At 65.8% G+C, this 13,433-nt stretch carries 13 protein-coding genes; 6 read left to right on the forward strand and 7 right to left on the reverse strand.

Going from position 1 to position 13,433, the window contains the following annotated elements:
* Window positions 1-32: 32 nt before the first annotated feature.
* Together JAO73_RS11350 and JAO73_RS11355 are read left to right on the forward strand one after the other, a co-directional pair.
* Entirely contained in the window at window positions 33-572 is a 540-nt protein-coding gene (locus JAO73_RS11350; protein WP_198977153.1) for a GNAT family N-acetyltransferase, read from the forward strand.
* Between the two features lie 66 nt (window positions 573-638).
* The gene (locus JAO73_RS11355) at window positions 639-1,400 is read left to right on the forward strand and encodes a hypothetical protein (RefSeq protein ID WP_198977154.1); all 762 of its coding nucleotides are present in this window, start codon (window positions 639-641) and stop codon (window positions 1,398-1,400) included.
* A 6-nt stretch (window positions 1,401-1,406) separates the two neighbouring features.
* Here the strand turns inward: JAO73_RS11355 and JAO73_RS11360 are convergent, their stop codons facing one another.
* On the reverse strand, window positions 1,407-2,276 hold the full coding sequence (locus JAO73_RS11360) for an SDR family oxidoreductase (protein ID WP_198977155.1): 870 nt from the start codon (window positions 2,274-2,276) through the stop codon (window positions 1,407-1,409).
* A 94-nt stretch (window positions 2,277-2,370) separates the two neighbouring features.
* On the opposite strand from JAO73_RS11360, the gene pncA reads away from it, so the two are divergent.
* Window positions 2,371-2,997, forward strand: coding sequence for a bifunctional nicotinamidase/pyrazinamidase (pncA, locus tag JAO73_RS11365; RefSeq protein ID WP_198977156.1), 627 nt, complete (start codon window positions 2,371-2,373; stop codon window positions 2,995-2,997).
* A 71-nt stretch (window positions 2,998-3,068) separates the two neighbouring features.
* Here the strand turns inward: pncA and JAO73_RS11370 are convergent, their stop codons facing one another.
* Complete coding sequence (locus tag JAO73_RS11370) at window positions 3,069-5,957, reverse strand: endo-beta-N-acetylglucosaminidase (RefSeq protein WP_198977157.1); 2,889 nt, start codon at window positions 5,955-5,957, stop codon at window positions 3,069-3,071.
* Between the two features lie 128 nt (window positions 5,958-6,085).
* Between JAO73_RS11370 and JAO73_RS11375 the strand changes: the two genes are divergently transcribed.
* A complete protein-coding gene (locus tag JAO73_RS11375) occupies window positions 6,086-6,427 on the forward strand; it encodes a hypothetical protein (RefSeq protein WP_198977158.1) in 342 nt (113 codons plus the stop codon).
* Between the two features lie 23 nt (window positions 6,428-6,450).
* Here JAO73_RS11375 and JAO73_RS11380 read toward each other — a convergent pair whose 3' ends face one another.
* Window positions 6,451-7,278 (reverse strand): phosphatase PAP2 family protein, encoded by an 828-nt coding sequence (locus JAO73_RS11380; protein ID WP_198977159.1) that lies wholly within the window; start codon window positions 7,276-7,278, stop codon window positions 6,451-6,453.
* Between the two features lie 190 nt (window positions 7,279-7,468).
* Window positions 7,469-8,662: an acetyltransferase domain-containing protein gene (locus tag JAO73_RS11385; RefSeq protein ID WP_198977160.1), complete on the reverse strand. Its 1,194-nt coding sequence runs from the start codon at window positions 8,660-8,662 to the stop codon at window positions 7,469-7,471.
* Between the two features lie 165 nt (window positions 8,663-8,827).
* On the opposite strand from JAO73_RS11385, the gene JAO73_RS11390 reads away from it, so the two are divergent.
* Window positions 8,828-9,922 (forward strand): mechanosensitive ion channel family protein, encoded by a 1,095-nt coding sequence (locus JAO73_RS11390; RefSeq protein ID WP_198977161.1) that lies wholly within the window; start codon window positions 8,828-8,830, stop codon window positions 9,920-9,922.
* Window positions 9,923-9,929: 7 nt separating this feature from the next.
* On the opposite strand, the gene JAO73_RS11395 is transcribed toward JAO73_RS11390, so the two are convergent.
* The 3 genes from JAO73_RS11395 to JAO73_RS11405 form a co-directional block, all read right to left on the reverse strand.
* Window positions 9,930-10,553 carry a GrpB family protein gene (locus JAO73_RS11395; RefSeq protein WP_198977162.1) on the reverse strand — a complete coding sequence of 208 codons (624 nt, stop codon included), beginning with the start codon at window positions 10,551-10,553 and terminating at the stop codon, window positions 9,930-9,932.
* A gap of 80 nt (window positions 10,554-10,633) precedes the next feature.
* Window positions 10,634-11,440: a serine aminopeptidase domain-containing protein gene (locus JAO73_RS11400; protein WP_233169154.1), complete on the reverse strand. Its 807-nt coding sequence runs from the start codon at window positions 11,438-11,440 to the stop codon at window positions 10,634-10,636.
* 156 nt (window positions 11,441-11,596) lie between these two features.
* Window positions 11,597-12,313, reverse strand: a complete 717-nt coding sequence (locus JAO73_RS11405) for a hypothetical protein (RefSeq protein ID WP_198977163.1) — start codon at window positions 12,311-12,313, stop codon at window positions 11,597-11,599.
* 185 nt (window positions 12,314-12,498) lie between these two features.
* Between JAO73_RS11405 and JAO73_RS11410 the strand changes: the two genes are divergently transcribed.
* Entirely contained in the window at window positions 12,499-13,362 is an 864-nt protein-coding gene (locus tag JAO73_RS11410) for a carboxypeptidase-like regulatory domain-containing protein (RefSeq protein ID WP_198977164.1), read from the forward strand.
* Window positions 13,363-13,433 lie beyond the last annotated feature (71 nt).

Here is a 13,433-nt window from a genome sequence, read left to right on the forward strand (position 1 = left end):
GCGGGGCCATTTCCGCTTTACCTCCCCGCGTTATGATTCAGCTCGAACCTTTCACCGCCGACGACTTCAGCCAGCTCATTGAATGGGTGGACGACGAACGCCTGATGAAAGAATGGAGCGGCTCGCTGTTTTCCTTCCCGCTCACCGAGGCCGGCCTGCGCTGGTACGTGGAAGGCTCCAACGACCTGAACGACCCCGATGTGTTCATCTACAAAGCGGTGGAAACCGCCACGGGGCAAACCGTGGGGCACATTTCGCTGGGCGGCATCAGCCAGCGCGACCGGACCGGGCGCATCACCCGCGTGCTGGTGGGCAAGAGCACCGAGCGCCGCCGCGGCATCTGCCAGGGTATGGTGCGGGCCCTGCTGCGCATCGGGTTCGAAGACCTGAAGCTGCACCGCATCAGCCTGGGCGTGTACGATTTCAACCACGCGGCCATCAAATGCTACCTCAAATGCGGCTTCACGCAGGAAGGCGTGCTGCGCGACGTGGTGCGCCACGGCGAAGACTACTGGAGCCTGGTGGAAATGGGCATCCTGGAAGACGAGTGGCGGGCGCTGCAGGCAGGGTAGTGCAGTACGGTGGCTTTCCGGAAAAAGGCTACATTGGCCAGCACCATTCATTCCTGCCCTTTTTCCATGAAACCTTCTGTACGCCTGCTTCTGGGGTTGTGCCTGGCCGGTGCCAGCGCCCACGCCCAAACCTCCAACATCGCCAACCTGCCGGTGGCCCAACGTGACTACAGCAAGGAAGGCGCCAACGACTACGCCAACCTCAGCAACCTCACCAACGGGGCCCCGCACCTGCTCAGCCGCCACCCCAACACCGTGGGCTCGCCCTACGCCGACAACCGCTGGCTGACGGCCCACGTCACGCTGGCCAACAAGCAGCCGCTGCTGCCCATGCTGCTCAAATACGACGTGCTGGACCGCGCCCTCGTCATGCGCAAAGAAGCGCCCTCGCCCGACTCGGTGGAGCTCAACGACAGCAAAGTAGCCTCCTTTGTGCTCGAAGAGCCGGCTTCGGCGCTGGGGCCGGCCCGTCGGCGGCTGTTCCGCCGCTTCGAGGAGGGCCCGGCCGCCCGGCAGCGCGACTACGTGGAAGTGCTGCACGAGGGCCGCTACGCCCTGCTCAAGCACCACCTCAAACAGATTAAGCGGGAAGGCTTTGGCGGCATGTACAGCAACGGCGCGCCCATCGACGAAATCGAAGACGCCTCCGTGTACTACCTGCGCACGCCGGAAGGCACGCTTACGCCCGTGAAGCTGACCCTCAAAGCCCTGCAGGCCGCCGCCCCTGCCCTGGCCGAGCCGCTCAAAACGGCTGCCGCGGCCCAGAAACCTCGCAGCGAAGCCGGCTGGGGCGCCGTCCTCGACGCCGCCGACCCGGCCGCGAAATAGCCGCGGCTAGTCCAGAAACCGCGCGCCCGTGAGCCTTTCGCTCAGCTCCCAGAGCTGGCGGGCGTGCTCGGGCGTGTTGAAGGGATGCTTCACGGCTTCCGCCTTTTTCTTGGCAAAAAAGCCGCCGCTGATGCTGGCCACTTCGGGCGCCGAGGCCAGGAAGATGCTGGTTTCGGCGCCTTTTTCTACCGAAATCATGAACGGACGGGCCAGGGCCGTGAGCTTGCTCAGCCAACCGCCGGCGCTGGCCCCAAAGCTGGTGGCCACCACGCCGGGGTGCACGGCGTTGGTCGTGACGTTGGCAATGCCGTGGCTGCGCAGGCGCCGCGCCAGTTCCTGCGTGAACAGGATGTTGTAGAGCTTGGTGTTGCCATACACACGCATGGCGCCGTAGTTGCGCTCTGACTGAAAATCGGCGAGGTTGGGCTTGGCCACGCGGTAGGCCTCCGAGGCCAGGTTCACGATGCGGGCGGCGGGGCTGGCGCGCAGCTTGTCGAAGAGCAGGGCCGTGAGCAGAAAGGGCCCGAGGTGGTTGGTGGCCACGCCCAGCTCGTGGCCGTCGGGCGAGAGCTGGCGCTGGGCGCCGAAGATGAGGCCGGCGTTGTTCACCAGCACATCCAGGCGCGGATAGCGGGCGTTGAACTCGGCGGCGGCGCGGCGCACCTGGCTGAAGTCGGCCAGGTCGGCCAGTAGCACGTCGACGCGCTGGTGGCCGGCGGCGGCTTTCATTTCGCGCTGGGTGGCTGCGGCCTTGTCGGCGTTGCGGGCCAGAATGACGACGTGCGCGCCCATTTTCGCCAATTCGGTGGCGGTGACCTGGCCAATGCCGGACGTGGCACCGGTGACGAGTACGATTTGCTGCTGAAGGTCGGGCATCGGAAAATGCGTTGATAAAAATGCGGTGTGCACGTAGACGTAACTCCCGGGCTTTTGCTTGGTTTATTTGCCCACACGCTTCACTTTCGCCCGCATGAAAGCTCTCTTGCTCATCGATATTCAAACCGACTTCCTGCCCGGCGGCCGCCTGTCCGTGCCCGACGGCGACGCCATTATCCCGCTGGTGAACACGCTGCAGCCGCAATTTGAGCTGGTGGTGGCCTCGCAGGACTGGCACCCGGCTGGGCACCAGAGCTTTGCCAGCAGCCACCCCGGCCGCAGCCAATTTGAGCAGATTGACCTGCACGGCCTGCCCCAGGTGCTGTGGCCCGACCACTGCACCCAGGCCAGCGCCGGCGCCGACCTCGCCCCCGCCCTGCGCTCCGAGCGCATCGAGGCCATTTTCAGAAAAGGCACCTCGGTTGAAATCGACAGCTACAGCGCTTTCTTCGACAACGGCCACCGCAAAAGTACCGGTCTGGCCGACTACCTCCGCGGGCGCGGCGTGACCGAAGTGTACCTGGCCGGGCTGGCCGGCGACTACTGCGTGTACTATTCCGCGCTCGATGCCCTGGCGGCCGGCTTTGCCACCACCGTCATCACCGACGCCACCCGGGCCATCAGCGCCGAAGGCTTTGCCGCTGCGCTGGCCGACCTGCGGGCCAAAGGAGCCACGCTAGTGGAAAGCGCGGCGCTGCTGGGCCAGGCTTCAATGGCATAAAAAACGGGGGCGGCGCTTGCCAATCAGCAGCGCCGCCCCCGTTTTTCGGTAAGCCGTTGGACGGGGACCTGCTATTGCCGCTCCAGCTTGGCCGAGGTGGTTTGGGTGGGCGTGCTGGCGCGCAGGATGTACAGCCCCGCGGCGGCCGGTACCGGCACGCTGGTGCGGGGGCCGCTCAGGCGCTGCTGCCACACCACGGCGCCCAGCAGGTTGCACAGCGTGAGCACCACGGGCTGGCCCTGGGCGCCGCTGATTTCGACTTCGGCCTGGCGGCCGGGCACGGGGTTGCCGAGCACCTGCAGCTGCAGGCCGGCAGTGGCGCGGCCCGGCAGCACGGCCGTGATGGCCGGGCAGGCCGTGGGCACGTTGGCCGACCAGTCGGCGGCATTCATGCCGATGAGGTTGCCGGTGTGGCCGTGGCCGGTGAGGTCGTTGGCCACCAGGCCGGTGGCTTCGTTAAGCTTCCAGTAGCCTTCCAGGCCGGAAGCGTTGGCAGGCACGTCGCAGGCATTGGCCAGAATTTCGGCGGCCGTGAGGGCCCGCTGCCACACCCGCACCTCGTCGATGGAACCGTCGAGGCAGCGGCTGCTGGCGTAGTTGCGGCCGAAAGAGAAGGCCGCGTTCACCGTGGGCGTGGTGGCGGCGTTGAGCGAGGCATTGAGCACGCCGTTGATGTACAGCTTCATGGCCGCGCCGTCGTAGGTGGCGGCGAGGTGGTACCAGGTGCCGGCCGTGAGCGTGGTGGCCGAGGTGAGCTTGCGCGACAAAGTGCCCGTGTTCATCACAAACTGCGGCCGGTCGCCGGTGATGTTGGCGTCGCCCAAGCGAATCTGGGCGTTGTTCACGCCGCCGTCTTCCATGCCAATGACGCTGGAAATGAACGGCGAGCCCGTTTTAAACGAATTCGCCTTCACCCAGCATTCCAGGCTGAAGCCCGTGGGGTTGAGGGCAATGACGCCGGCATCGACGTACTTGCCCACGCCGTCGAACAAGAGGGCCGTGTTGCTGCCCGCGGCCGGGGGCGTTACCACCCGGATATAGGCCGTGCGGGTGAGCGAGTCGCGCCCCACCGCGTTTTGCGCGCGCAGCTTCACGGCGTAGGTGCCGGCCGCGGCGTAGCGCACCACGGGGTTCACGTCGGTGCTGGTGGCCGGGGTGCCGCCGGCAAACGTCCACACGAAGCTCGTGGCGTTGGTGGACGAGTTGGCGAAGGTGACGGGCTGGTTGGCCACGACGGTGGTGGCGTCGGCGGTGAAGTTGGCGGTGGGTTTGGTGGTCACCAGCGCGTTGTTGTACACGCTCAGGCGGCCCAGGTTGAGGCGGTAGGTGCGCACGGCGGTGTTACTGCTCACGTCCACGCCGATGATGGCCAGCTCGCGGGCGGCGTAGGCGGCCAGCGGGAAGGAGGTGGTGTGCCAGAGCGTATCGGCCGCAACGGGCAGGTCGAGCAGGGCGGGCGCAGCCAGGTTGTCGCTGAAATACAGGGCCAGGCGCGTGGCGCTGCCGGCCGTGCCAGCCGCCTTATAGGTGATGTCGAGCTTGGTGGGGGCCGTGATGGCCAGCTTGGTTTGGTAGAGCTTTACGTTGGCGGCGTTGGTGCCGCTGAGGCTGCCGGCCAGCTTGATGGAGTTGCCGGCGTAGTAGGCACGGTCAAAGTCGAAGCTGGCCGTGATGGGCGCCGCGCCGGTTTTGGCCCATTGCCAGGAGGGCAGCAGGCTTTGCTTGGCCATGTCGGTCCACGGCTTGCGCACCTGCGCGCCGTTGTTGGCAAACACCTGCCCCTGCCCCACCGAGAAGTACGTGTCGAACGGCAGCGTGTTGATGACGCTGCGCACCGGCACGTACTGACCAAAGCCCTGCCAGCCGGTGGCATCGGCGGTGGTCACGTCGAGGTCGTCGCCGGAGAAAAGGCGCTGCTCGGTGCGGTAGAAGTTGGCGTAGTCGGCGGGGTTGGTGCTGAAGTTGTTCTGGCCGCCGTTGAAGGTCATGTTGGGCGCAAACACGGCCAGCGAGGTGCGCGGCTGGGCGGGGCTGCCGCCGGTGTAGAAGTCGCTCAGCCAGCTGGTGTTGGTGAAGAGGCGCTGCGGGTTGCGGCCGGGCCAGATGTCAGCGCCGGTGTACACGTCGAACGGGCTGCGGCCCAGGCTGGCCGCCGTGGCCACGGCCGTGTTGAACGTGCCGGCGCCGGTCCAGAAGTAGTTGGTGAACATGGCGTCGCTCACGCGGGTGGCGCCGTCCTGCAGCAGGCGGGCGTTGTTTGCGTTCAGCGTGTTTTGGTACGACACCGACCCGCTGGGCAGCATGGAGTCGTACCAGTGAATCTCCATGCCCGCCGGCTTGAGGGCTTGGAGCTGCTTGAGCAGGTTGATGACTTCGCCGGCTTCGGTGGCCGTCAGGGCCGATTCTTCGTTGAAAAACCAGCCGTCGAACCCGTAGTAATTGGCCACGTCCACCAGCTTCTGGGCGCCGAGGTAGTTGCCGCTGGCGTCCTTCTGGCACAGCGCCACGAAGCCGGCCCGGTCGGTAAACACCGTGCCGATGATTTTGACGCCGTTGCGGTGGGCCGTTTCCACCCAGGGCCGGCACGGAATGCCGACGGGGCTGGCAAACCAGGTCAGCACGTCAACGTACTGCCAGTGCGTGAAGTTGTAGAGGTTGAACTGGGCCTGCTCGTTGAGGTAGCCCGAGAAGTTGTTCATGCCGTCGGGGCACCAGTTCACCTTGGCGCTGAAGCTTTGGGCGGGGTTGAGCTGCGGCGCCAGGGCGTTTTGGCGAGTGGCCAGCGGCACGGTGCTGACGTTGGCCGGCACGGCCGTGGGGCCGGTGGGCGTCCAGGCCATGAGCTGGGCCGGCGTGAGGGTGGTGTACTGGGCGGCGGGCTCAATCTGGGCCTGGGCCGCCGGGCGCACGCCCAGCAGGACGAGCAGCAGGAGGCAGATGCGCGGGTAAAGGTTGGTCATGGGCAGCAGGGTGAAGGGGATGGGTGAATACCGGGTGGTAATTGGCGGTCAAGGTACAACCCGACTTTCCGCCTGGCAACGGTGGCGGCCATAATGCCAGCCAGAAGGTTACGCCCTAGCTTTGCCCTATGAAGCCTTTCCTCACCGCCCTGCTGCTCAGCACAGCGGCCACCCTCGCCAGCTGCCAGCAAACCCCGCCCGCCAACGAAAGCCAGCAAGCCCCGGCGGCAGCGCCCCAGCCTTCCACGGCCAGCAAAACCGAAGCCGAAGCCCGCACCCTGGTAGCGGCCTACGTCAAAACCCTGCCCACCCCCGAGCTGTACGTCACGGACTCGGCCCGCGTGAACGACAACGGCGCCACCTGGCAGGTGCTGGTGCCCCGCCGCGACTGGGCCCGCCGCATGCCCAACAGCGCCCGCTTCGAGGTGCAAAAAGAAACGGGCGCCGTGAGTACAGCGCCCATCAAGTAGGTCGGAAATAAAGGAGTGGGCCGCTACAGCTGCTTGGTCAGCATCATGCCGCTGTAGGCGTAGCCGTTCACGTTCAGCCCCTGCAAGGGGGCTAGCGACACGCCGGCGCCTTTGTTTTTGTGCAGTTGCGGCACCAGAATGCCCATGGTAGCGCCCACGGTGTAGCCCACGATGTTGTCGGACAGGAAGTGCTTGCCCGCCTTTATTCGAAAATACGCCACACTTGCCGGCACCAAGGCCGCCGCGCCCCACACCAGCCCCTCGCCTTCGTAGCCGGGGTTGAAATCGTGCAGCACCTTGGCGGCGAAGAACGTGGCCGTGGCCGTGTGCGCCGTGTGCCCGGCGAAGAAGGAATTGGTGGCAATCTTGCCCGAACGGCCGCTGCCACCTTCGGTGCCGTAGAGGTAGGGCCGGTAGCGGTAGATGTTGCCCACCGAGGTGGTGAACAGGGCGTCGGAGGCCAGCATGGCTTCCACGTACATGCCCAGCACCTGGCCGTAGCGGCCCCGTACTTTGTCGTTGAGGGCCAGGAGGCCGGGCGCGATGACCAGCGTGGGGTAGCAAAGCAAGTCGCTGGCCGTCTGAGCACTTTCGCTGTACCAGCCGGCCGAGAAACGGTCGAAGCTCGGCACGTCTTCCTTTTTCAGGTTGGCCAGTTCGGCGTCGCTCAGGCCGCTCTTCTGCTGCACGCGGTAGAGGCCGAAGGCGCTGGTGGCGCCCAGCCCCAGGATGATGGGGCCATCGACGGCAAAACGGGTGTGGTACGGCGACTCGGCGGTTTGTTGGGCCGTGGCCGTGGGAGCAGTGGCCAGCAACGAGCCAGCCAGCGCGAGCGAGAAGAAGAGCTTCATCAAAAATAGCAAAGTGTGATAAGCGGCTGAAACGAGCGTTTGCAAGCTGGGGTTTAGCTCAACCGTGCCCAAACCTGTCTCAACCGCGCACATTCTGCCGCCATTGCCATCTGCTGTTGCTCAACTCCCCTGCCTCATTTAACCAAATTCATTCATTAACAGAGCAATACGAGGAACACCCTAAACTCGGCTACAGGTACGAGAGCCACCAGTAGCGATGCCGCTGCTTGTAGACCTGGTACCAGCGGCACGGCCAGTAGAGGAGCAGCACCACGGCCGCCCACACCGCGTAGGCCCGCGCCAGGCTGGGCTGGTAGCCCGCTGGCCAGTCTTTGGGCGTGGCGAAGGAGAAATTGAACGGGTGCCCAAACGCCAAGTACGACCACAGCCAAGCCCCGCCGCTGATGAGCAGCAGGTGCAGGAGGTAGTAGAAAAACGGCACCTGCCCGAACGTACGCAGCCAGCCACTGAGTCGGCCGCGGGCGGTTTCGGTGCCGCTGAGCAGCAGCAGGGCCACGCCCAGCGTGAGGCAGAGAAACAGCAACGAGGGCGGGTACTTGGTGATGTTGAGGAACGACAGCGCCGTGTAGAGCACCCCGCGCGGTTGCACGCTCCAGGGGCTGGGGTCGCCATACACGTTCAAGGCCCTCACCACCGCAAATACCGCCAGCGCCGCCACGCCCGCCAGGCGCAGGCGCCGTGTGCGCTCGGGCAGCGGCAGCAGGAACCAGGGCCCGATGGCGTAGCCCGCCAGCATCACGCCCAGCCACGGGCCAATGGAGTAGGCCACCAGCATGGGCGGCAAATGCGGCACCGGCAGCAGAAACGGCGCATTGTGCAACAGGGCCCACGGCGCGTTGGTCGCCGTCACGGGCTGAATGTTGGGCAGCAGGTTGTGCCCCGCGATGATGAGCAGCGCCAGCGCCGCCAGCAGCGGCCGGGGCAGCCACAGCAGGCCCGCCAGCAGCACCATGCCCCAGCCAATGGCCCAGATTACCTGCAGCAGCAACAGGTTGTAGGCGCCCCACTGCAGGATGAAGTTGATGACCACCAGCTCCAGGAACACCAGCCACAGCCCCCGCGAGAGCAAAAACCGACTCATGGCCCCGCGGGTGGGCTGCTTTTGCTGCGAGAGAAAAATGCTGCAGCCCGACAAAAACACGAACGTGGGCGCGCAGAAATGCGTGACCCACCGCGTGAAAAACAGCAGCGCCGAGGCCTGGGCCACGTCTTCGGGCCGCACCGCGGTGGGGTTCCAGAACTCGCGGATGTGGTCGAGTGCCATGATGACCATGACCAGGCCCCGCACCACGTCGATGGCCTGCACCCGGACGCGGGGCGATGAACGGGGCGAGTGCGCAGGCAAGGCGTCGGGCGGCATCATGAGCGGAGATTGAACTGGGGAAGAAGGGCGCCAAGGTAAAGATTTATTCGCCGGGCCCTACTCCTCCCGTCGGCTACTATTTGGCGCCTCCGCACGGGCCGGCGGCCAACCTTTGGGACCGGCCTCGGGTACACCGCAATGGCCACCCGCGCCGCCCCCCCGCCCATGACCGCAGTCCAGCATTACCTGAGCCATTTGCCCGCCGTGTTCACGACCCTGGGCGTGCTGCTGGGCGGCTTTGCGAGCGGACTGGTGGCGCACTACCTCCTTTTTGCCGTGCTGCAGGCCTTTGCGCGGCGCGAAGATTCGGCCGTGGCGCGGTCGCTGGCCCGGCACCTGCGGCGGCCCAGCGCGTGGTTTTTCCCCATTTTGGCGGTTTCGCTGGTGCTGCCGCTGGCCATGCTGCCGCCCCGGCCCCACGAAGTGCTGCGCCGCATCGTGGAAATGAGCCTGACCCTGGCCTTTGCCTGGGGCCTCATCAAAACCCTCGACGTGCTGCAGGACTTAGTGCAGCGCCGCTACCAGCTCAGCAGCGCCGACAACCTGCGCGTCCGCAAACTGTTCACGCAGCTGCAGTTTCTCAAAAAGCTGGCCGCGTCGCTGGTGCTGTTTGTGGCCGTGGGGCTGGTGCTCATGAGCTTCGAGACGGTGCGGCGGCTGGGCACGGGCCTGCTCACCTCGGCCGGCATTGCCAGCGTTATTGTCGGCTTTGCGGCCCAGCGCTCCATCAGCAACCTGCTGGCGGGCTTCCAGATAGCCTTCACCCAGCCCATCCGCATCGACGACGTGCTGGTGGTGGAAGGCGAATGGGGCCGCGTCGAGGAAATCACGTTTACCTACGTGGTGCTCAGCATCTGGGACGAGCGCCGGCTGGTGCTGCCCCTCAACTACTTCATCGAAAAACCTTTCCAGAACTGGACCCGCAACAGCGCGCAGATACTGGGCACGGTGTTTCTACAGGCTGACTACACGGTGCCCGTGGAAGCCGTGCGCGCCGAACTGCGGCGCATTGTGGAAGGCAGCCCGCACTGGGATTCGCGCGTGTGCGTGCTGCACGTCACCGACGCCAAAGAGCGCACCCTGGAGCTGCGCTGCCTGGTGAGCGCCGCCAACGCCGGGGCCGTGTGGGAGCTGCGCTGCGCCGTGCGCGAGCAGCTGGTGGCTTTTCTGCAGCGCGAATACCCCGGCAGCCTGCCCCGCACCCGCGCCGAGGTGGCCTCCGGGCCGGGCGCGGCCAGTGCGGCGGCCATCGGCGGCTAGCGCCGCCTCACTGGCCGGCAAAATCGGGCTTCCAGCGCCTTTTGGCGGCCCACAGCTCGGCCGCCTGGTAGATGAGGTGAAAAACCGGCTCCTTCAGGTAGAGGTAGCCCTCGATGCTGTCCGGAAATACCTCGCTGGCCCGGCGCTTCAGCAGCTCGTATTCGTCGCGGGCGGCGTCGTTGGCCCGCAGGTAGTCGCGAAACAGCAGCGCAAACCGGGCGTTGAACCGGCCCGCCTCGCGCACGTGGATGTGGGTGCGGCGCCCCCCCAAGGGTTCGCGCAGGTACAGCTTGCGCAGCTCCTCCGACTGGGCCGGCAGGCCGTGGTACACATCATACTCGAAGGCGCCCTGCCGAAAGCCGGCCTGCCACAGCGGGTGCGTAAGCTCGGCAATGTCGTTGAGGCTGGCCACCGTTACTTGAATGTCGATGACGTCTTTGGCAGCCAGCCCGGTCACGGCCGTGGAACCAACGTGGTCGATGCGCAGAATGGCTGGGCCCGCGGCCGCGCCAATGCGGCGGGCCGTTTCGGCAAATTCCTGGGCCCACGTGGGCTGGTGGGGCTGCAACACCACCGGCCGGGATTTCTGAAAGCCCGAAGGTCCTGGCATGAGCTGGCTGTCATTCAACATAATGCGCCAAAAATAGCAGTATTTTTTGTTGAATGTGTCGGGCCCGGCTACGCTTGCACACCATGCCGGGCTGCGCGCGGCTACTGCTCCAGAAACCGCGACACGGCCGTGTTCATTTCCTGCTTTTGGGCTTCGGTGCCGCCGTCCCACATATCGTTGTGAATGGTGTGGGCCAGCGGCACAATGGTGATGCCGTAGCGTTGTTGCTCGGCCGGAGTGGGCAGCACGCCGGGGTCGGCCACTTGGTCGGAGCTGCGCAGCGAGAGCACCCGCGGCCGCCGCGCCCGCGGAAACGGCACCCGGCGGTTGTCGAGCGAAATCACCCGCTCCACCCGCTCGGGGTGCTGCTCGGCGTACAGCATCGACACGTCGCCGCCGTTGGAATGGCCGGCCAGCAGCAGGTGGTCGAAGTCGATGGCGGGGTAGCGCTTGTGCAGCTCCTGGCGCGCAAACTCGATGTTTTGCACGCCCCGGTCCCACATGGGGCGCCGCACCACCCGAATGACGCCGGTGGTGGGCATGGGCTCGTCGGTGGGCAATTCGTGCTGAATGCTGGCCACCAGGTAGCCGTGCGCCACCAAGTTGCGGGCCAGAAACGAGTAGCCCGTGCAGTTGCCACCGTAGCCGTGGCTGAAAATGGCGGCTTTGAGCTTGCCCTGAGCGGCAGACCGGGCGGGCTGGTATACCATGACCGGCACTGCGCGCTGGCGGGCGGCGTCGTACAACTCGAGCCGGGTGGTGAGTAGGCTGTCGGTGGCCACGGGCGTGGCCAGGGAAGTGGCGGCGGTTTGCTGAGCAGTGGGATTGCCGCTCATGCAGCCGGCAGCCACCAGGGCAAGGCCGGCCCACAGGCCCCAAACGGTACGGCGGGTAGAAACCAGAAGCATGAAACGGAAGCGCTAGCGCCCGGCATTGGCAGCCCGACAGCCGCTTGAAAAATGAACGAGCTGGGTAAAAGCGGGGCAATATACTGCCCCGGCGCAGGTATTAATAGCCCGGTTCACGAATACCGGCTAGCCTTTTAAAGCTCCGGCGCGGCCGGATTACTGCAGGTCGGCCCGACGCATCCAGCCGGTGGTGGTCACCTTCTCCCAATTGGTGAACGAGACGTACACGGCCGGCCCCCTGGCGTCCAGCACGCGCACTTTGTCGCCGCGTTCGCAATAGGCCTTGCGGGGCGTTAGCAAGTCGGGCGAATGGTGAAAATAGGCCCGGGCCGACTGCACCACCGCCGTCTGGGCGAGGCCGGCCGGGGCGGATGCGCCGGGCAACGGCGCTGTTTGGTCCGGCCGCGCGGCGGTGGCCCGGGGCGCGGGCTTGGCAGGGCCGGCGGCGCCCGGCAGCTGGCGCAGTTCGCCTCGTTTCAGCCAGGCGGTGCCGGCCGCGCCGTTGGGCTGCACGAAACCGGTTTTCACGAAGCCGTTGGTTTCCCCTTCGCCATAAAAGGTGTCGCCGCGCCGCAGGTAGCGGCCGTTTGGGGTCGACTGCTGGGGCCGGTCGAAAAAGTAGGCCGTGCCCACGGCCACCTCATATCGGCGGCCGGCCCCAACGAGCGGGCCCGTGGCGGAGGTAGGCCTCGCGGGCGCGGCGCCTACGCTGGTGGAAGCAGCGGGCGGGTCAACACGCAGCTCGGAGTTTTCTGGTCGAGTCGAATTATCGGAACACGACGCCAGGCCCAGCAAGCCTCCTCCCACCAGTGCCAGGCGCAGCCACTGCTCCCGCCACCCAGCCCACGCACCACCTAATCCTAACAAGGTCAAGCACTTCGCAGACAGAAAAAGCTTGCTCATCGCCGGGCGGGTTACCGAAGTCCTGGTGCTTCTTTACGCGTGACCATGCAGCTGGTTTCGGAGGGCTTTGGAAAGGCCAGTGGCAATGACGTGCCAGCCAAGCAACGAAAAACCAGGCGCAGGAATCTCTTCGGCAAACCTTTACTTTTTACCGAATGCTTTCGCGCCTTTTTCTGCTGCTGATTTTCACACTTTCCTTCGGCTCTGATTCTTTGGCCCAAACCGTGCGGCTGAGCGGCCGTGTGGTGGGCGCGTCGGGCCAGCCGGTGGCCTTCGCCAGCATCGGCGTGAAGGGCAAAGCCATCGGCTCGACGGCCGACGAATCAGGACGCTTTGCCTTCGCGGCCCCGGCTACCCTGGCCAGTACCGATTCGGTCATTATTTCCTGCGTAGGCTTTCGCTCGCGGGGCCTCACCGTGGCCGAATTGCGCCACGCGGAGGCCGTGTGGACCCTGCAGCCCCTGCGCCACCTGCTGCAGGAGGTGCTGGTGCGCCGCCCGCAACTGAAGCCGGGCTTCCTGGGCTGCCGGAGTGCCTTTTCGCCCATGCAGTGGACCACCGACAGCGCCGCCGACGTGGGCGACATGCGCGGCTGGGAGCTGGCCACCATGGTGCCCGTGCGCAAAAACAGCTTCGTCGATAGCTTCCGGGTGTACTTTGCCCACAACGAGTTTCGCTCGCTGCGCCTGCGCTTTCTACTCTACGACGTGCAGCACGGCAAGCCCGACCGCCTCCTGGTGGCCGACGACATCCAATTTCGGGTACCGAACCAGCGCACCGGCTGGGTCGGCCTCGACTTGCGCCGCTACAACCTGCACCTCGCCAAGGGCCAGACCGTGGCGGCCGGCATTCAGTGGCTGCACGGCGAAAAAGCCACGCCCAACAGCCAGCGCCTGAGCGGCCCGGTCCTGATGCCCACGCTGACAAACCGCACCCTCATCCGCCAGAAAAGCCAGGCCCATTGGGAAAAGTATGCCGCCAACGTGAGCATGTACCTGGCGGTGCAGCAGTATGAGTAGCGCTGGCGGCGCAATGCATTAGCCAATGCCTTGCACTGCAAACGCTATAGTAATGTACTCAGCGCGAGGCA

The sequence above is a fragment of the Hymenobacter miniatus genome, assembly GCF_016427455.1.
Lineage (GTDB): Bacteria > Bacteroidota > Bacteroidia > Cytophagales > Hymenobacteraceae > Hymenobacter > Hymenobacter armeniacus.

Bases quoted from the DNA above. Each gene is read 5' to 3' on its own strand.
- JAO73_RS11350 (WP_198977153.1), top strand. From the start codon at position 33: ATGATTCAGCTCGAACCTTTCACCGCCGACGACTTCAGCCAGCTCATT.
- JAO73_RS11355 (WP_198977154.1), top strand. From the start codon at position 639: ATGAAACCTTCTGTACGCCTGCTTCTGGGGTTGTGCCTGGCCGGTGCC.
- JAO73_RS11360 (WP_198977155.1), bottom strand. From the start codon at position 2,276: ATGCCCGACCTTCAGCAGCAAATCGTACTCGTCACCGGTGCCACGTCC.
- pncA (WP_198977156.1), top strand. From the start codon at position 2,371: ATGAAAGCTCTCTTGCTCATCGATATTCAAACCGACTTCCTGCCCGGC.
- JAO73_RS11370 (WP_198977157.1), bottom strand. From the start codon at position 5,957: ATGACCAACCTTTACCCGCGCATCTGCCTCCTGCTGCTCGTCCTGCTG.
- JAO73_RS11375 (WP_198977158.1), top strand. From the start codon at position 6,086: ATGAAGCCTTTCCTCACCGCCCTGCTGCTCAGCACAGCGGCCACCCTC.
- JAO73_RS11380 (WP_198977159.1), bottom strand. From the start codon at position 7,278: ATGAAGCTCTTCTTCTCGCTCGCGCTGGCTGGCTCGTTGCTGGCCACT.
- JAO73_RS11385 (WP_198977160.1), bottom strand. From the start codon at position 8,662: ATGATGCCGCCCGACGCCTTGCCTGCGCACTCGCCCCGTTCATCGCCC.
- JAO73_RS11390 (WP_198977161.1), top strand. From the start codon at position 8,828: ATGACCGCAGTCCAGCATTACCTGAGCCATTTGCCCGCCGTGTTCACG.
- JAO73_RS11395 (WP_198977162.1), bottom strand. From the start codon at position 10,553: ATGTTGAATGACAGCCAGCTCATGCCAGGACCTTCGGGCTTTCAGAAA.
- JAO73_RS11400 (WP_233169154.1), bottom strand. From the start codon at position 11,440: ATGCTTCTGGTTTCTACCCGCCGTACCGTTTGGGGCCTGTGGGCCGGC.
- JAO73_RS11410 (WP_198977164.1), top strand. From the start codon at position 12,499: ATGCTTTCGCGCCTTTTTCTGCTGCTGATTTTCACACTTTCCTTCGGC.